Annotated in this window: 24 protein-coding genes; 14 read left to right on the top strand and 10 right to left on the bottom strand. The window is 62.3% G+C overall.

All coding sequences use genetic code 11. From position 1 onward, the window contains the following. Positions 1-199 precede the first annotated feature (199 nt). From ACQY8M_RS11630 to ACQY8M_RS11590, 9 genes are all read left to right on the top strand, one after another. Positions 200-1,159, top strand: a complete 960-nt coding sequence (locus ACQY8M_RS11630) for a Bug family tripartite tricarboxylate transporter substrate binding protein (RefSeq protein ID WP_428672043.1) — start codon at positions 200-202, stop codon at positions 1,157-1,159. Between the two features lie 438 nt (positions 1,160-1,597). Beyond that, positions 1,598-1,804, top strand: coding sequence for a hypothetical protein (locus ACQY8M_RS11625; RefSeq protein ID WP_428672041.1), 207 nt, complete (start codon positions 1,598-1,600; stop codon positions 1,802-1,804). Positions 1,805-2,188: 384 nt separating this feature from the next. Further along, positions 2,189-2,650, top strand: a complete 462-nt coding sequence (locus ACQY8M_RS11620; RefSeq protein WP_428672039.1) for a DUF433 domain-containing protein — start codon at positions 2,189-2,191, stop codon at positions 2,648-2,650. A 16-nt stretch (positions 2,651-2,666) separates the two neighbouring features. Continuing rightward, positions 2,667-3,047 carry a hypothetical protein gene (locus tag ACQY8M_RS11615; RefSeq protein ID WP_428672037.1) on the top strand — a complete coding sequence of 127 codons (381 nt, stop codon included), beginning with the start codon at positions 2,667-2,669 and terminating at the stop codon, positions 3,045-3,047. Positions 3,048-3,159: 112 nt separating this feature from the next. Next, positions 3,160-3,339, top strand: coding sequence for a hypothetical protein (locus tag ACQY8M_RS11610; RefSeq protein ID WP_428672035.1), 180 nt, complete (start codon positions 3,160-3,162; stop codon positions 3,337-3,339). A gap of 365 nt (positions 3,340-3,704) precedes the next feature. Beyond that, complete coding sequence (locus ACQY8M_RS11605; RefSeq protein ID WP_428672033.1) at positions 3,705-3,881, top strand: hypothetical protein; 177 nt, start codon at positions 3,705-3,707, stop codon at positions 3,879-3,881. Continuing rightward, the gene (locus ACQY8M_RS11600) at positions 3,878-4,150 is read left to right on the top strand and encodes a hypothetical protein (protein WP_428672031.1); all 273 of its coding nucleotides are present in this window, start codon (positions 3,878-3,880) and stop codon (positions 4,148-4,150) included. The genes ACQY8M_RS11605 and ACQY8M_RS11600 overlap by 4 nt, the downstream gene beginning before the upstream one ends. Continuing rightward, positions 4,128-4,406, top strand: coding sequence for a hypothetical protein (locus ACQY8M_RS11595; protein ID WP_428672029.1), 279 nt, complete (start codon positions 4,128-4,130; stop codon positions 4,404-4,406). Before ACQY8M_RS11600 ends, ACQY8M_RS11595 begins: the two co-directional genes overlap by 23 nt. 2 nt (positions 4,407-4,408) lie before the next feature. Beyond that, positions 4,409-4,732, top strand: a complete 324-nt coding sequence (locus ACQY8M_RS11590) for a hypothetical protein (protein ID WP_428672027.1) — start codon at positions 4,409-4,411, stop codon at positions 4,730-4,732. A 254-nt stretch (positions 4,733-4,986) separates the two neighbouring features. Here ACQY8M_RS11590 and ACQY8M_RS11585 read toward each other — a convergent pair whose 3' ends face one another. The 3 genes from ACQY8M_RS11585 to ACQY8M_RS11575 all read right to left on the bottom strand — a co-directional run bounded on the left by ACQY8M_RS11585 (position 4,987) and on the right by ACQY8M_RS11575 (position 6,208). Next, a complete protein-coding gene (locus ACQY8M_RS11585; RefSeq protein ID WP_428672026.1) occupies positions 4,987-5,226 on the bottom strand; it encodes a hypothetical protein in 240 nt (79 codons plus the stop codon). Between the two features lie 491 nt (positions 5,227-5,717). Then, on the bottom strand, positions 5,718-5,864 hold the full coding sequence (locus tag ACQY8M_RS11580; RefSeq protein WP_428672024.1) for a hypothetical protein: 147 nt from the start codon (positions 5,862-5,864) through the stop codon (positions 5,718-5,720). 92 nt (positions 5,865-5,956) lie between these two features. Further along, complete coding sequence (locus ACQY8M_RS11575; protein WP_428672022.1) at positions 5,957-6,208, bottom strand: hypothetical protein; 252 nt, start codon at positions 6,206-6,208, stop codon at positions 5,957-5,959. Positions 6,209-6,305: 97 nt separating this feature from the next. Here ACQY8M_RS11575 and ACQY8M_RS11570 point away from each other — a divergent pair, with 97 nt between their 5' ends. Together ACQY8M_RS11570 and ACQY8M_RS11565 are read left to right on the top strand one after the other, a co-directional pair. Continuing rightward, entirely contained in the window at positions 6,306-6,509 is a 204-nt protein-coding gene (locus tag ACQY8M_RS11570) for a hypothetical protein (protein ID WP_428672020.1), read from the top strand. 45 nt (positions 6,510-6,554) lie between these two features. Beyond that, positions 6,555-7,451 (top strand): hypothetical protein, encoded by an 897-nt coding sequence (locus tag ACQY8M_RS11565; protein ID WP_428672019.1) that lies wholly within the window; start codon positions 6,555-6,557, stop codon positions 7,449-7,451. A gap of 109 nt (positions 7,452-7,560) precedes the next feature. Here ACQY8M_RS11565 and ACQY8M_RS11560 read toward each other — a convergent pair whose 3' ends face one another. Beyond that, a complete protein-coding gene (locus tag ACQY8M_RS11560) occupies positions 7,561-7,962 on the bottom strand; it encodes a hypothetical protein (RefSeq protein WP_428672017.1) in 402 nt (133 codons plus the stop codon). 561 nt (positions 7,963-8,523) lie between these two features. Between ACQY8M_RS11560 and ACQY8M_RS11555 the strand changes: the two genes are divergently transcribed. Beyond that, the gene (locus ACQY8M_RS11555; RefSeq protein ID WP_428672015.1) at positions 8,524-8,760 is read left to right on the top strand and encodes a hypothetical protein; all 237 of its coding nucleotides are present in this window, start codon (positions 8,524-8,526) and stop codon (positions 8,758-8,760) included. 314 nt (positions 8,761-9,074) lie between these two features. Then, positions 9,075-9,377 (top strand): hypothetical protein, encoded by a 303-nt coding sequence (locus ACQY8M_RS11550; protein WP_428672013.1) that lies wholly within the window; start codon positions 9,075-9,077, stop codon positions 9,375-9,377. Between the two features lie 1,011 nt (positions 9,378-10,388). Here ACQY8M_RS11550 and ACQY8M_RS11545 read toward each other — a convergent pair. The 3 genes from ACQY8M_RS11545 to ACQY8M_RS11535 form a co-directional block, all read right to left on the bottom strand. Next, complete coding sequence (locus ACQY8M_RS11545; protein ID WP_428672011.1) at positions 10,389-10,577, bottom strand: hypothetical protein; 189 nt, start codon at positions 10,575-10,577, stop codon at positions 10,389-10,391. A 389-nt stretch (positions 10,578-10,966) separates the two neighbouring features. Next, a complete protein-coding gene (locus ACQY8M_RS11540; protein ID WP_428672009.1) occupies positions 10,967-11,263 on the bottom strand; it encodes a hypothetical protein in 297 nt (98 codons plus the stop codon). Positions 11,264-12,046: 783 nt separating this feature from the next. Further along, positions 12,047-13,609, bottom strand: a complete 1,563-nt coding sequence (locus tag ACQY8M_RS11535) for a hypothetical protein (protein WP_428672007.1) — start codon at positions 13,607-13,609, stop codon at positions 12,047-12,049. A gap of 403 nt (positions 13,610-14,012) precedes the next feature. Here ACQY8M_RS11535 and ACQY8M_RS11530 point away from each other — a divergent pair, with 403 nt between their 5' ends. Beyond that, on the top strand, positions 14,013-14,396 hold the full coding sequence (locus ACQY8M_RS11530; protein ID WP_428672005.1) for a hypothetical protein: 384 nt from the start codon (positions 14,013-14,015) through the stop codon (positions 14,394-14,396). 64 nt (positions 14,397-14,460) lie between these two features. Here ACQY8M_RS11530 and ACQY8M_RS11525 read toward each other — a convergent pair whose 3' ends face one another. From ACQY8M_RS11525 to ACQY8M_RS11515, 3 genes are all read right to left on the bottom strand, one after another. Next, complete coding sequence (locus ACQY8M_RS11525) at positions 14,461-14,781, bottom strand: hypothetical protein (protein WP_428672003.1); 321 nt, start codon at positions 14,779-14,781, stop codon at positions 14,461-14,463. 418 nt (positions 14,782-15,199) lie between these two features. Beyond that, entirely contained in the window at positions 15,200-15,928 is a 729-nt protein-coding gene (locus ACQY8M_RS11520) for a hypothetical protein (RefSeq protein WP_428672001.1), read from the bottom strand. Between the two features lie 137 nt (positions 15,929-16,065). Next, entirely contained in the window at positions 16,066-16,440 is a 375-nt protein-coding gene (locus tag ACQY8M_RS11515; RefSeq protein WP_428671999.1) for a hypothetical protein, read from the bottom strand. Between the last annotated feature and the right edge of the window lie 41 nt (positions 16,441-16,481).

Below are 16,481 nucleotides of genomic sequence, written 5' to 3'. Positions count from 1 at the left end.
CACAGCGGGTTGCATCGATCCCAAAAGACAAGCTCACCGCGCATCTCGCGGAGGTGATGGGAAGCGAGGGCGAGAATATCACCTGGTTGGCGATCGAGTGAATCTGCTGCGAAAACTTCCTGATGGCTCACCCGTTCGGATGATGCGGGATTGGGCCGTGCCGCGTAGCGTCACGTCGGTTCGAACAGGGGAGAATCCGATGCGTCGTCGCTGGTTGTTGATGTCTGCGGCCGTCCTCGCTCGCCCAGCTGCTGCAGCAGACTGGCCCCAGCGATCCGTTACGTTCGTTGTGCCGTTCGGCGCCGGAAGCTCACCTGACGTAATCGGCCGGCTTCTGGCCGAGCGGCTGTCGGCCATATGGGGCCAACCAGTTATCGTCCAGAACGTTCCCGGAGCGGCTGCCACGATTGGAGTTGACCGTATCGCCAAGGGACCGGCAGACGGGTACACGGTCGGGCTTACCGGAGACGCCGCCATGGTGGTTAGGGTCAGCATGGAGCCGCCACCGCCTTACAACCCGTTAACGGACATAGCGCCAATTACCCTTCTTGTCCGAACGCGCAATATTCTCGTTGTCCATCCCGCCGTGCCGGCAACGACCTTGCCGGAGCTCATCGCATTGGCGCGTGCCGAGCCTGGCAAGCTCTCTTACGCACACTCCGGTGCGGGGTTCTCGACCCATCTGGGAATGGAGATGCTGAAACAGGCAGCCAAAATCGATATCACCGGTGTTCCGTACGGCAACGAAGGCCAGATGATTGCCGACCTCAGTCAGAATCGCGTGCAAATGGCAATCCAGAGCGGCCCAGCGATGATCGGGCGGGTGCGTGCGGGTGAATTGCGCGCCATAGCGGTCACGTCGCGCGATCGTTCCCCATCGCTGCCCCAAGTGCCGACTGTAGCCGAACAGGGCTTTCCGGGGTTTGAGGCGGTGGCCTGGTTCGGCGTGATCACGCGAAGCGGCATTCCTGGCGAACAACTGGCCCGCATCCATCGGGATGTGACCCAGGTGCTCGGCGATCCAACCTTCACTGCTCGGTTGGAAGACATGGGACTTGTTCCCGTAGGCTTGGGGCCGCAGGAATTTAGCGAGCTTCTCCCGAAAGAGATTGCTCGCATGCAGGCAGTCTTGGCCCCGCTCGGGTTGAAAGCTCGGTGACAACAACTCGCACGATATCGACTTCCGAACGTATTAGGTGGAGCGTCCAGCCCGCTTTGATTCTGTCGCAGCTTGCGAGTGGAACGCGCCAGTGAAAGAAAGAAGGTGACAGACGCGATCCGGTCCTTTCCGGCGTGAACAAGGGCGATTGGGTCCTCGTGCTGGTGCTGCACCACGACGGCACGCAACTCATACCCACCGACGCGATTGTCCGCTGGTGAAACGACGCACCGCCGGCCGCGACCAACGCGGCCCTGCCCTACCGAGCGCCGCCGGCTGAGGATATCTACGCCGCCAGACTGCCCGTCCCGCTCTGACCTGGTGGCGGAATCCCCCGCCTGTAACGCTCGCCGTGCTATCATCTCGACGTGCGCTTCACATCGGCGGCCGCTGCTTCTCGTTCGAGATCCCGGGCGACTGGTTGGCAGCAGCCAACTGGTGGGCAGCAGCCGGCGTGGCTGGCTTTGCGCCAAGGGCCACATTCTCCAAGGCATCGCAACCGAAGCCATTATCCCGGCAATTGCGGTACGGCGGATATTCGACGAGGGAAGCCGTTTTTCGCATCAGCTTTATGACGGATTTCACCGATTCAGCGCTTCGCTCGCCATTGGCTTCACGCACATTCCGGTCGAGCCGGGCATTTGAAGCGTGCGCAGAACTGTGCGCAGATATTGCTGCAGCTCATATAGCCTTTGGTTCTCAATGATTTACAAGGGGCAGTGGCGGAGAGGGTGTCCGCGCATTTTCTTTATATAACAAGAGATTAGGACGTTATGTTAGTGGCTACCCATCATCGGACCCCACATACCCTTCGCCAAAGGAGACCGTTACCCAACGAACAGAAGTGAGGTAAGATTCCCACTGTCTCTTGCGTCGTCCGGCCCAGAAGAAGCATGGCGCCAACGCCTGAGGGTCCCTCACTATCAGGTCGGCGAAGCGGCGCGCAACTCCCAACTCACGCCGTCTACCATCGTCAGTTGGCAGAGGAAGGCCGTGTCTGCGCGGGAAACCAGATCAGAGCTCTCGTACGTGCAGCTGATCGAGGTAGCGGTCGTGGCGGCAATGAGGCGCGGTGGCATTCGCATGCCTGAGATACTTGCGACCCGCGCCTTTATGCAGAACCACTTCAAGGCCGAACACCCATTCGCCGAGTATCGTCACGGGCACCTGATTCGGACTGGTCAGCAGGGGCAGCTCGCGTGGGCAGAAGTTATAGGCCGCCTTAAAGAATTTGAGTATGGGCGGCGCGGAATCGTCGTTAGGTGGCGTGTTGCCGGCAACCAATCAGCGGTCGTCATCGATCCTCGAGTTTCTTATGGCTCGCCCAATGTGCGCGGCGTGCCGACGTGGATCATCAAAGGCCGTTGGGATGCGGGGGAAGTCTCGGGCGAGATCGCGGACGACTTCAGACTTAAAGAGCGCGAGGTGTCGGATGCCCTTAAGTTTGAGGGCCTGGACCCGAACACGCCGCGTCCCAATTGGCCGAACTAACGTTCTTCTTTGACCGTTGCTTTGGCAAACGTCTTCCGCGGAAGCGATCCGGCACGCCGACCCGCCCTTCCGAGTCGAATACTTCCACGATCCCAAAGGGCCATTCCGGTTCAAGCAGGACACACCAGATGACGTTTGGATCCCCATCATCGCCCAGCAAAAATGGTTCATCCTGAGCCACGACAACCAGTGGCACAAAAATCAAGTCGAGCACGCCGCGCCAAAGCAGCATGCAGCGGGCTGCTTCTACTTGTACGGCAACAACTCACTGACGTGGTATAAACTCCGCGCCTTCATGTGGGCCTCCGACAAAATCACGGGTCTTGCAGAGGCGACCGCGCGACCGTTCGTATTTCGAGCAGCAGCCACCGGCCACGTAACTCACATAAAAATATGACTGGCCTTCGCAGCCGAAGCAGAAAACTCCGGCCCCGGCCGCCATTTCCGTAAGCACGACGTATGGACACCGCGATCGCCGCCGCCCGCCGCTATGGAGGATGCCCCAGCCGATGAGAAAGCTTGTCGATGTGTTCATATCGGACCGGCTGCGCGCGACCTATCACGTGGTCTTAGACGAGCCCGCGAATCCGTCGGACCAAGACTTCATTGCCTACGTCAAATCCAGGCTGCTGCAGTCGTTCACAGCAGACGAGATCGCCACCGCGAAGTTCGTGGTGCGGCAAGCCTGAAGGGGGCCCGGCGATCGCGCTCGATGCCCTGACGGGGGTGACGGCACGAGACGCGCAACTTTCCGCAGCCGGCGGAGTTCAATATATGCGCGCGCGACACCCCACCTCCCGTAGCGCAAATACCTAAAAAGCCCGCCAGCGTGCCCCGCATGGCGGGCTTCTTCTTGTCGGCCGCGATGGCGCCGCAACGTCCCAGCCGTCGCGGCATTTAGTCCCCGCAAGTTCGTGGAGGGGTCTATGGAACTGCAAATGCAGCTGCCTGGCGAATGGCCGGTCGGCATAGGAAGGCGTGTGCCGGTCCCCGAGCCCGAGGGCGACGACCTCGAGGCGGTGCTGACCTGGCTACAGGCGGTTGAGATCAATGCGTGGATCCAGACCACGCCGCCGGCGCACATAGCGGCCGCATCCACCATCCCGATGGCGGCGAAGATATCTGGGAAGTCTTCCATCCCGTCGGCGGTTCATGGCCGCGCGGCAAGATTGCCCGATGGCTGCTCGACGCGGCCCGCCACCACTACGCCCGCGCCAGGGGGACGCAATGACGGTCCAGCTGCCGCTGCCCGGCGTCTGGCCGCGCAACATGAGCCGCCGCGATCCGATTGCCGCACTCGATGAGATCAGGCGAGACAAGGTCGCGGCAACCTACGAGATCGAGCTGCTGCTCGACCGTCTCGCCGAGAAGCACGGCATCAGCCACAAGGTGATCGCCAAGGCGGTGGCGGGCTATGTCGACGACATGCTCGGTGACGTCTTCTTCGACCTGCAGGATGAGCTGGAGCGCGAGCGGGATGAAGCACCGGAAATCTGTTGAGCGCGCCCGCCGCTTCTGCAGTGCCCTCGCGACCGAAACCCGCGACCGCCCGAATTGGTGGGTGGCGATCCAAACCGTCGCCGATCGGCTCGGCATGCCGGGCGACGATGCCATCGACCTCGCGGATGACTGCGCCCGCGAGGGGCTGGTTATGCACGACCAGTCGCAGCACACTGCCGAAGATCGACGCGCTGCCCTGCGGCCGCACAGCGTCACGCTGAAGGAAGCCGGCCGGGCGCTGGCGAAGGGTAAATAGGCTTGCGGCTGCCGCGCGACGCCTTCATCGGCCATTTCTCGCCCGTCTTTCAGGCCCACGGCCTCAAGTTCTGGAGGCGACGCGCGAAGGAGCCCCCAGAGACGATGCCGCGATGCCTGCTCGAGTGGACAAGAACGGCCAACGGACGGACGGACGTCTTCCCGGAGGACTTCCGCTCAATCGTGTGGCCGGTGATCGAGCGCCTGCATCGGGAGGGCAAGGGCGAGCGCCCGACGCCGGCCGAGCTCACGGGCGCGGTGGACGACGCCCTCAGCGCGGCGGAGGTCGAGGTAACGATCGGGCCGGCGCGGCACGGGCACGACTAGACCGACCGCGCGCGAGCGGCAGGCCCGTCGCTGGGCGGCCGTTCGAAAACCTTCTGCGCGCGTAACACAATCTTGCCCCGGAACCGCTATCCAGGCGCCCCGTTGCCCGTGGGGGTCCGGAGGATCTCATGACAAACCTACTGTGGCGCGAACCTTCCACTGCGTGGTTATGGGCGGCCGTCGTCGCGGCGGACGTCGTTCTCTTTGGAGCTTTCGGCCTTCTGATCGGGGTCATCTGAGGCAGTCACGCGATATCAGAGCTTACGCGGCTTGATCTCTTTCTCGGGCACGGCGAAGCTGCCGGCCCGGCGGCCATTGGCCGCCCGGATTCCGCTGACGTTCCACCAGCCCGGCCCGAGCAGCGACGGCCCGACGATCTTTCCCACCCATTCCACCGGGTCCTTGCGTTTGCTGTCTTTGCGCGGCCGCCTTACCGACAAACCCCTGTTGACGGTGACGACGGTGACCAAGTCGCCGGGCTTCCATTCGCGCATTGCGCCTCTTTCTGGTCCGTCCTGCGGAGCCCGATGGCAACGCGCCGGTTTCGCAATCGCTGCCAAATGGAAAGGCCCCGTTGAGCGGGGCCAGCGCATCGCCGGGGAGAGCCGCAGCCCGCCCCGGCCGGTGTCGTGTCGTCAGCCGTCGCGGATCGCGTCGCTGCATATGGCCGACCCACGATCGGTCACCTTCAGTGCGCAAATAGTGCCGTTGCAGCCAACGGTCCCAGGGTCATGACCGCGGCAACCAAAAACCCAAAAAATCCACCGTGCCAAGCCCAGCCGGCTCGTGTCGCGCATCGCCAGTGTAGGTCATTGCCATCTCCGCGAGAGGAACATCTACATTTTCAACGACAGCGCGGAGACCGTTGTTCCGCTGCGTCGGGCCGAGCCTGCAACCACGAAAAAAAGCCCCGCCGAGCGGGGCCAGTAGGATTGCACTCAGCCGGGGCAACACCGCCGCCCCGGCCAGTTCGTGTCGGCGGCCGTCAGCAGGCGCGGTCAAGCACCTCGGTCCCCAGCACGGCCCGGATCTTGGCCATCTCTTCGGTGGCCATCATCTCGAGCGTCACGCATGAACTGCCGCGGCCGGGGAACGTATCGCCAGCAAGGGCAATAGCCTGCATCCCTGCCATGAGGGCCTTAACGCGGTCGAGCCTCTCCTCGACCGTCAACGTGTCGTGGCCGTGCCCTCAAGGTCGCCATAGGGCGTCATCGAGCTGATCGCCTAGGCCTTCGCGGAGCTTCTTTGTGCGCCCCTACATGCTGCGACGGCCGCCAGCAGCGCCTTGCCGACCTTCTCGGCGTCGTCCGGTGCCAGCCAAAGCGACATGTGCAGCAAGGCGGCGCGGGTTTGGCCGTGTGCCGCGTGCAGGCCGATGAGGCCCCGCCGGTGGTCGATTTCCGGTATCCAGCAGAAGTCGCCGATGGTGCCGCCGCGCGGCGGGCAAGGTGGTGGTGAATGTTCGCAGGTAGCCATGATCCGGGTTCTTCCAAGGGTGTCCGGGTTGCGGCTAGAGCCTTAGGGTCGGGGTCCAGGCTTCCCCTTGGGCTCGCCTTTTTGGTAACATGAACCCATGAAAAGCGCCAAGGTTTCTGTTACCAAAAAGCCAATTGGCCGGCCGCCGACGGGCGTCGGGACTCAAATCGGAATGCGCTGGCAGGCATCGGATCTCGCGGCCATTGATGAATGGCGCAGGCTTCAACCAGAACTCCCATCGCGAACGGAAGCAATCCGCCGGCTGGTCGAGCTGGGGCTGGCGAAGGGCGGGAAAATATGACGTTCGATACCCGGTACCTTTGATATCCTGCGGGGAGTCCAGGCATTGCAAAGCGTTTGGAGTGCGGTTGGGGCGGCTGGCGGTCTTGCTTTTATCGGGCTCCTAATCGACTTCGTATTGTCGCGTCGATCGAAGGCCGCGCTCAAGTCCACGCTCGAGGATTGGTGGTTGCGCTTCAACGATGTGCGATGGGGAAACTTCGGCAGCAAAGAAGCTGCAGCTACGATTGCAATTCTCGACCGGTGGGCCGGACCTCGGCTCTGGTCGCTGAAACGATGGAGGTTCAGCTTTCTTTTGAATCTCGTCCTATGGGTTCTGGCGATGTCTCTTCATTATTATTTTCGCCCGTATCTCGACCTATATCCTTTACGGAGACAAGCAGAGGAAAGCGTCCTCCTTTATCCCGCAGCAGTCGTGACATTTCCGTTTTCAGTTAGTCTGACGCGATGGATTGCATTATCCGTCGGCCGGATGTGCGTGGGCAGCATCCGAGACGTCGTACTTTTTATTTTGTTGTTAAGTATGCATTGGTTGATTTGGTGCTATTGGAGTGTTGTAGTTTTCTTTTTCCAGACGGCATCGATGATTTTGATAATGACTTTATTCGGTGTTCGGGGACTTAAACCTCTGGGAATCCTGGTTTCTGAGTATCTAGAGCAATTGATGCCTCACTTTGCGGGAGGATGGTTCCCAGTGCCCGAGTTTAATTTTTTTGACCACGATGCCTTCTGGCTGTTCAAGCTGATGATCGACCTTGTCGCCAACGGCCTTCGCATTGGCTTCGCCATCGCATTTCTAGGCTCATTCTTGTTTCTCCCGCTGATACAAAAACCGATCAGCTGGTTGTGGCTCAGAGTACTTGAATCGAACTTGCCGGTCTTCACGCTGGTGCTCGGAATTTCGGGCGGGTTAATCAAGTTCGGGGTTTCACTATTGAGTTGACTGCAAGAACTATCCAGCCGACGAAGTGAGAGAACGCCGCCCGCTTCGTTCCTTGCCGTCCGGGCGCTGATTCTTTTGGCCGTCGAGATCGCTCGATTGGCAGCAAGTTTCAGCTTCGTTCGGCTGACAACCGATCGAGTCCCGCGTATCCCAGCAGGCGATCCCGCAGCGCCCACATGAGGAGGCCCCCGAAAGCGGCACCGGCACTGCTGGACGCGAAATCGAACAACACCGCGGTCCGTCCGGGGGCATAGAGCTGCCCGGCCTCGAGGATTCCCGCGAGCGCAACGAGGACGATGGTTTGAACGAAGAGCCGCGGCCGCTTGCGATAGGCCAGGGCCATCATGACGGCCGTCCCGAAGTACGCCACGGCATGCTCAGCGCGGCCATTCGCGCCGGTTCGGACCATTTCGTCGCCGGGCAGCCACGACAGCAGCACAAGCGCCAGGATGCATGCGAAGAATGCGGACCGAAAGGCCAAGGCCAACAGGCCGGCATAGTTGCGAAGCATTCGGATCTTCCCGGGCGGCACGGCGATGCACTCTTTTCGCTGTCCCGCTTTCTGGCCGCCATGGCTCTTCCGGGGCAGCCCGCCGGGGAATGCTCGCCTGCAACGATCGACGCCAAGGCGCGGATCTCCTCCAAGGGGCGCGCGGAGGCAGCGTGAGCAACGTTAGTTCTTCGGCGGGCGTTCACCAATCTAACGAATGGTACATGGCTATGCCCGAAACGCTGAGCGACCGGGCCGCCGCCGCCCGAGGTCGGGCCTCACAAGCCAGACGACTATCGAAGACTCAAACCAACGCGGCAGACACCGCCCGACTGTCACAATATGCGGCAGAGCTTGAGGCGAAAGCAGACGAGATGGAGGGCCCGTTGGCTCGCCTGGGGCGAGTCCAGATCCCGTCTAATTGCTCGCGCGTGCGCTAGCCCGGGTCGGCCCGGCAAGACGCTTCCGAGAGGGCTTCACCTCGGCCTCCTCATGGACACGACAAACGACAATCTCGCCGCGATTGTATCTTGATTCGGCGCTCTGGCCGCGCTCTCCTTCCCGTCAACAAGGGAGGTAAGTATGGTGCGTGGCCTACGCGCCCCGCTCAGCCCCCGGGAGGAATCGGCGCTACTCCGGGTCGCCCAGGGCAATGCGGGTGCGCATGACGTGGCCGACGAATATTTTCGCCGGCTTGTGCTGCTAGAACTCGTGCAAGAGATCGATGGAAAACTCGTGCTGACCGAGCTGGGGCGCGAACGGGTTGCGCCAAAGCCGGAGAAGTGGATCGCCGATGAGGTGACCCTCAAGCGGCCGTAGGCGGCTGCTCCTGTCCGTTCATCGACACATCTCCGCGACGCGCATTGCTACGGTGCGCTGTTTAGCTCCGGGAGGTGGGGGATAATCTGGGAGCGCAAGAGCGACGGCCAAGACGACGGCCGCAACATAGAAGTCGACCAGAACGATTGTCGAGGATCCACTCGAAGGTTTGCCGACAAATTCCGTCAGCATTGCACCCACCACCGCCTGCTATGCAGGTCACCCGTGTTGTTAAATGCCGGCGGTGGAATGCGGGTTGCTGTGGATAGTTTGACGCCCCGCCCACGGGCGCGCCGCCCTGCTATGGGCTCGCCATGATCCTTCGACCCCGCGATCGGATCACCCTGCTGACGGCCCTAGCGTTCGCACTGCTGGCCGGCGAAATAGTGCTCGTGCACCTGCTGTTTGCGGAGTCGCCGCTCGGGCCGTCTGGAGCGCCAATGTTATCCACCGACGCCTTAGCTCGGCCGCATTGCCAGTTCGACGGTCGGTGCGTTCTCTACCTCATCAACCAGGAGGGCCCGATGGATAAGCTGCTTCGCGACCCGTTTACCCTGATTGTTGCACTGACGGTTATCGTCCTGGCGGTCGAGATCGCGGCCGTGCGCTGGCTGTAGCGGAGGAAACGCCGGGATCGCATGGCGCATCTTCGAGGCGCGATCCTTGCATCCCCCCGTCCGCTGTCGGCGAGAACCCCAACTCCCTCTCTCCGCCGGCCGCCAGCCCCTCGACTGAGGATCTCACCCATTCGCGGTCGAGGGCGCCAGGCCGACGCCAGGGCCGGAAATCTGCCCGTAGAGCGCCTCGGTCGTGGATGGCCCCCATCAGCGTCCCGCGCCACGGGCTCGCTTGAGCCCTAAATTTCCCGTGCTGCTCGCGAGGCGTTGCCGTCGGTCTGCCGCACCTGCCGCCGAGTTATCTCAAACGTGCGATGGAACCCACGGCATCGAAGAGCATTTTCACAAGCGGCCGCAAGCATACTCCCCGTCTGCTCAGGCCAGGCCCTCGGCCGGGTTGGTGGCCCATATCTTAACCCGGCCGAGAGCCACCCACGCCCAGCAGGATCTCGACGTGCCGCAGACCACACCCGCGCCGGCCCCGCCCGCCGAGCGCCTGGCTACGCGCATCTGCAGGTTGGCCAACGCCAAAGGCAGCGCGAACGCCGGCCCGCCATTGCCGAGACAAGCCGCCGAACGACCATCGGCGAGATGGGCGCGGCACTCAATGTTGGGATCGAGCGGGGGTGGCTGCGCCGCAATGGAGACGCCTACGTGGTCACGCCGGCCGGCGCCGCTCTCGGGCTGCGAAGATGGGGAAGCGAGCTCGGCGCGTGATGCCGTTCTGAGGTGGTCCGACGATCGACCTAGGAGTTGCCGGCTTCGTGAGCGCGACGCTCCAGGACGACAGCTTCCTCTTCCAGCACATCGGCATATCGCATCAAGTCCTGTCGCTCCGGCTCGGCGGTCTGGCCGTTTGCCAGCCGTCTCGCCATTCGCGCGAGTTTCCGTGCGGCAGCGGCCCGCCTGTCAGGTTTCAGCGACATCATTCGGTTCCGTAGCATTACAGGGATTTGAATGGACAGCACTTACAGAGGTTGCCGTCGCGCGCCCTCGGCGCCGGCCTCTATGTCATTCCGACGTCGTTCCCATCGGCGGCTTCATCCGATTGCGCCGGAACTGTCTCCAGCGCCGCCGTCCAGTTCCGACGACCATGAGCGCCACCAGCGACAGGAGGCACAGTGCGGACACCGAGACGGCCAGCACGCTCACCCATTCCAGCGTGTCCAGGCCGCGCAGACGAGACAGCGCGTCGCCCATGGTTCGCTCCTTCAAATTCTGAAGCAAAGGCGCTGCGCCCGAGTTGTTCCGCGACCACACGTTTCGCGCAAGTCAGGATAGCGCTGAACCTCCAGCAGGGCCGTCGTTCTGCCCGGAGCAGTCCTACTGCAGCGGCCCACGCCACGGGCTCAACACTACCCCGCGGGAGGCTGGCGGCCGCGCGCGGCCAACCCCTGATGTAAGTGGCGCTCAGGCGTCTTTATCGACGGCTAGCGTGAGCGTCCTCAGGTCGACGAGATGGAGACCTTTGCACGCCAAGCACTCTACAGCTTCGCACAGCCGGTCGCCATCGGACGAGGGCACTTCACCTTCGACAAACCCCTGGACGTTTTGGCCGGTCGTCGGGCAACGGTAGAGGAACGGTCGGATCATGCTCCAACAATGGCGCGTCCGCCCAGGGCGGCGTTGCGCCAGATCAATGAATCGGCCCAGCCGCGATGATAATCGACGAAAGAATTCATTGACTCACAAGCGAGGCGAGAGCCGGATACGCGGAAATCGTCTTGGCGGATATACTCTTTCATCCAACCAGCGGCTGCCGGAGGGAAGGCTTGGCAGCTGCGAAAGGTGGTCGAATGTTGGAACGATCGCACGAGATGGCCGCTCATGTGGAGGAGCTGGAGATAATGGTCGCGAGGCAGCGCGAGATCGTGACCGTTCTTCATGGCGCCGGACGGCCCGATCAACTGGCCAAAGAGACACTACAGGCCATGCAGTGCGCGTTGACCTCGGCCCAGAATCACGTGACCGGACTTTCGCAAAGGGACGAGCAGCGGACGGATCGGGCTGATTGCTAAAGGCTTTCGCCTTTGTTCGCTGATACTTGCCCGCTTCCCCCAGCGTCGGCGAGCCTCGCCGCGCGCCGCAGATCCGCCTTCGCTGGGGTACTGTGCCTTCACCGCCGCCTGATGGTCCGACAGGCGGTCGGGGTCGCACCGGTCGCGGACATACTGCCGCGCGCGCTTGACCATCGCCGCGCGCTCCAGCGGCACGACCGACAGGGCTAGCGGCTGTAAGAAAGGGCCATGAAAGGCAGGCAACGGACGCTGCATGGCGCTTGCGTACGGAATTGGCTCTCATCTCTGCTGCGGTCATAACGGCCCGACCCCGCCTTTCCCGATCCTTACAACGTGGCCCATGACCAAGGTTGTGAACCACCTGGAACGACTCCCGATCGCAAGCATTGAGTTAGGCAGTTCGTGAGGGGTCACGCATGGAACTGCAATTGAGGCTGCCCGGCGATTATCGGCGGGTCCGGTCGTAAAACGCCCGCGCAAGCTGGCGACCGATCGCGCCCGGCCGTTCTGCAGCGCGCTGGCCACCGAGACGCGGGACCGCCCGAATTGGTGGCTATGAAGTAAACGTCGCCGAATAAGGCGACAACGCTGTCGAGCTGGCGCTGGCACCGCGGCGGAGCCAGCCCGCTCAATCAGTGGCATGATACCATTCTACCGAACAACGAAATCTGCATTGGTCAAGGCCAGCCCGGCGTCGACCTGTGCGAACTGCACAGATCCGCCAGCGGCGCTGCCGTTGCTGTCGTAGAACAGTTTGCCGGTGTCGGTTTCGTAGATGATGCGGTCGCTGGCGTCCTGCGCCGTTCCACTGGCATTGGCGGCGAATTGAGCCACGCTCAAGCGCGCCCCGGTTGCGATGGCGCCAAATGTGGTGTGTCCCAACTGGATCCTGTCGTCTGCGACATTGAAATCAGTGATCGTATCGACGGTGCCCGCAACAAGGCTGTCCCGGATGACGAAGGCGTCCGCTCCCAACCCGCCGGTCAGTACGTCCGTACCCGCGCTACCGTTGAGGTAGTTGTTGCCGGCATTGCCGGTGAGGGTATTGTCGAGGGAGTTGCCCCTGCCATAAGTGTTGCCGCTCCCTGTCAAGGTCAGCCGTTCGATGTACTGGCCCGTCAGGTCGAAGCTGACGGAACTGTCGACCTGATCGGTTCCCTGGCCGATTTTCTCGATCACCGTGTCGCCGGCATTGTTGACAATGTAGGTGTCGTTGCCGGCGCCGCCTGCCATCGTGTCGGCCCCGGCGGTGCCCGCGAGCGTGTCGGGTCCGGAGGTGCCGAAGATGGTGGAAGTGTCGCCGAGCCAGGGCGCGCTGGTGTCGAGTGTCGGGCGCGTGGAGAGGAAGGCCGTGCCTGAGACACTCGCAGGACCAGAAGCGATCTGATTCGACGTGAGACCGTAGATGTCGTTGCCCGACAAGCTCGCGGTGACCGTCGTGGCATTGCCTAGCAGGACCGCGCTGCTGGTCCGGTCGTTCACAACCACATTGTCGGTGATGGTGAGGCTGGAGCCGCCGTAGGCCGCGCTTTCGCCGCCGTAGTGGATGATGGTGGGGTTATCGGTATTCGGTCCCTGCTGAATCACATTGTCGCTGACGATGCCTACACCGCCATTGGGCAGGTCGATGCTGTAGCTGCCCGTGCCGGTGTTATCGTAGATGCGCGAATTGGTAATGGTGGTGGAGTGCGCACGGCTCTTGATCTGATGGCCGATGACGGCGTCATGGAAGTAACTGTCGTCTATGACCAGCGACGCGATCTCGCCGACGTAGAGGTTATGCGTATAGCCATCGCCGGTGCCGTTGTGGTCGAATTCCGAGCCGGTGATGCGGATCGTGCCGTTGGAAACAGGATTCGCCAGGAGGCCATTCTGGTTATCATGGAAATAGCTGTCGATAATGACCAGGTTGCCGCCCTCATAGCGAATTCCAGCGCCGTTGCCGTCAGGCACGGCGGTGCCGGAGAAGCTGAGATTCCGGACCGTCACGTCCGTCTCCGTGACGAGGATACCCTTGCCGTTAGGCGGTGCCTGGGTGGCGACGAAGTTCGCCATCCCGCCAACGCCCTCGATGGTGATCTTTGTGCGGACTGTCGCGAAGTCGTTCACGTAGGTGCCAGCCTCCACAGCGATGACGTCGCCATCGTGCGAGGCGGCGACCGCTGCGGCGAGCGTCGCATAGTCCTGCCCGGCCCCGACATTCAGTGTTGCCATGAGAAATTTCCTTGAACGGTTAAGCTACATGCGATGAGGCAAAGTTGAAGCCTTGAGCATCGCGCTGAGATTGACTGCCCTTGAAGTCGCACGCTTCAGGAAGTCACTGGGGAGGTCCTGGCATACTCACCCCGCGCATGCGAGCCAAGTGACCGAAGTGTGTCATCGCGCACTGTCAATGAAGCATCGCGGATCCTGATAAAACGCTTCATTGCGTTCAACGATCGAGCATTACCAGCACCCAGACTTGCTCGCGCCGCACAATCAATCGCAGCACACCGCGGCCTACAGGCGCGGAGCAGTCCGGCCGCATAGTGTTACCCTGGCGGGGCCAGGCTGGGCGCAGAGAGGGAGAAGTAGCAGTGAAAACAATCTCTCCGGCGGTGCCGGGACTGAGAGTCCGATGAGCGCGAAGGCCGATATCCCGGAAGGTGCGGTCGCGTATCGCGAATACAAGGTGACCTTCGGCGGCGAATCGGGAAGCATAACGATTACGCTTGGCCAACCCGATGCCGACACGATGCCCGGTCGGTTCGCGCGGCATATGAGGGCTCATGCATACGGCGTGATTTCGATAGTCGGCCTTGACGCTGCTCCGCGCTTTCCGATCGTTTGGATTATGGTGGACACAAAAGTTGCGCTCACCATGATGGGTGAAGGTGCCGAACTAAGCGGCGACCTGAAGCGCTTCGTCGCGCGGTACATCGGAAGGTTTTTTGCTGATATCGAGCCCGAAGTGACCGCGCTTCGCCGAAAGCTAACCGGAGGCCCGGAGTCGCTTCACTAGGTCTTGCCACACAAGCACCCCCGCGCGGCTCGCGCCGGCGGGGGTGTGGTGAGATGCTGTAGGCCTAGCGATAGGGGTTTGAGGGCTTTCGATCGTACCGGTTCGGAACGCCGTCGCCGTCCTTGTCCCTGTCGTAGCGATTCGGCACGCCGTCGTGGTCGCGGTCGCCCCAAGCCTGTTGCCTATTGTTGTTGCGCGCATCGTATGCGTTGGGAACGCCGTCACGGTCACGGTCGCCCCATGCGCCACCGCGCGGCGGCTGGGGCTGCGGCTGCGGTGTGCCGATGTAGACGTCAACCTGCGCCTGCGCAGGCGTGATCAGCGTTGGAATTGCGATCGTGGCGGCGGCAGCGGCGATGGTAGCGATCACAAATGGGCGATTCATGATTGGCTCCTTTGTTGTTGATCCGAGTGCCACTCAAACGGTCCGCGTCGGCAAAGGTGGCGAGAAAAACGGCTTGCAACTGAGGCGCGCCACCCGCGTTCGCGCTCGTGTACGTCTTGCATCGTGGTCATGACGGGAAGTTGATCCCCGGCGGTGGACAGTCCGCATTTGGGATGACGAAGCAGTAACGCCTACTATTCAACCGTGTTTGGCGTATTCCTCGATCCCGAGTGGGAAAGCACCTTGGAGTGGGTCATGCTGATCTCCGCGGGGGCGTCTGGCGTCTGCGTGGCTGCCCTGTTATCGATGCCGCTAAATCGGCGGTGGCGCCTCGCTTTCAATCGACGCGCGCGCTCCAGGCGGCACCACTAGGGCCGGCAAACCCTCCTAGACGGCGCAGCACCCGCTTGGGCGGCTACTACTTCGGCCTGTATCCTTCCGTGCCCGGCACTATGCTGCCTCCGCTCCAATGGCCGCTCACCAAGCCGCCGCAGCCGGGGCAGCAATACCGCTCGCTGGCGCTCTTGATCGGATATGCGCTCCAGGGCGGTTGGTCCTGCCGCACATCGTAGATTTCCCAACCGCATCGACCGCACCACAGGAGAACGCGCTTGATACCGCTGTTCGGAGAAATGCGCTCTGGCGGCTCCAGCCCGAGCAAGCCCCGCGTCCCGCACACTCGGGGCGGCATCGTAGGCCATCGCTGCACGACGCTCTGGCAACGAAACGACAGCCTGGCGAAGCAGCGGTCGAGCGCCGCCGGCGGAAGCTCCGGGCGCGCGTGGCGTCGGCACTCCCGGCAGTAGACGTTGATCACTAGACCGGCCGCCAGTGCTTCGCCGAACGTTCGGAAAGGCATCGGCTTCAATTGGTAGCGCGGCTGCGGTTCGTGTCTCGGCTTCTCACGTTGGGATAAATCCTCGCGCGCGGCCTTCTTGTGTCCAAACGGGTCGTGCAGCCGGTCGACAAGCCGCAAGCGCAGCGCCCGGTCCGGGTGCCTCACCGGGCGGGGGCGAGGATCGTATTGCAATCCTTCTTTTGCCGGATCGTCGAAGGTGAGCGCTCCCTCGCTTCCGCACAGGCAACAACTGAAGGTCGTTGTCCGCGTGTCACGATCGTCGGAGACGCGGAGATCGACGAACCGCAAGCACGGATGACACGCCACCCAGGCCCGTCCCACGATCGCCCGAAGCTCCCGGAACGAATGGAGCCTGTAGGGGTTGGGGCCGACCAAGGATGCGCGCCAGCGTCAGCGGCTCGCCTCTGTGGAATGTGCCTTGCGGATCAGGACATCAGCAGCCGGTTCAACTCGCCGACGTCGTCGCGCCACTCGATCCCACCGTTCTCGATCGCAGGATAGCTCGCGCTATTCATGCGGCGCATAGTCACCGCCTCGCTATCGCCCGCGAAATCGAAGTCGTAGTCCAGGTAAACATGACGGCCATCGTGCAACAGCAGCACGAAGCCCAGTGCCGTCCAGTCGCCATCCCCGATCGACCACACCGCCTCTACGCGCTGCACGTCCGCACGCGTCACGCCCAATCCGTCATTCTCGGCAATCTCAAGGGCGCGCCGCAGATAGGTGACTTCCAGCACCTCAGGATGCATCAGCGATTCCGCCCACTGAACGGAGCTGGTGTTGGATTCGGGCTTGGCCATGTCGTCCTCCTTGGTCGGTGGAGGCCGACTCGTAGACCAGG

The organism is Reyranella sp., assembly GCF_965279465.1.
Lineage (GTDB): Bacteria > Pseudomonadota > Alphaproteobacteria > Reyranellales > Reyranellaceae > Reyranella.
This window is presented reverse-complemented; position numbering and strand designations above follow the sequence as displayed.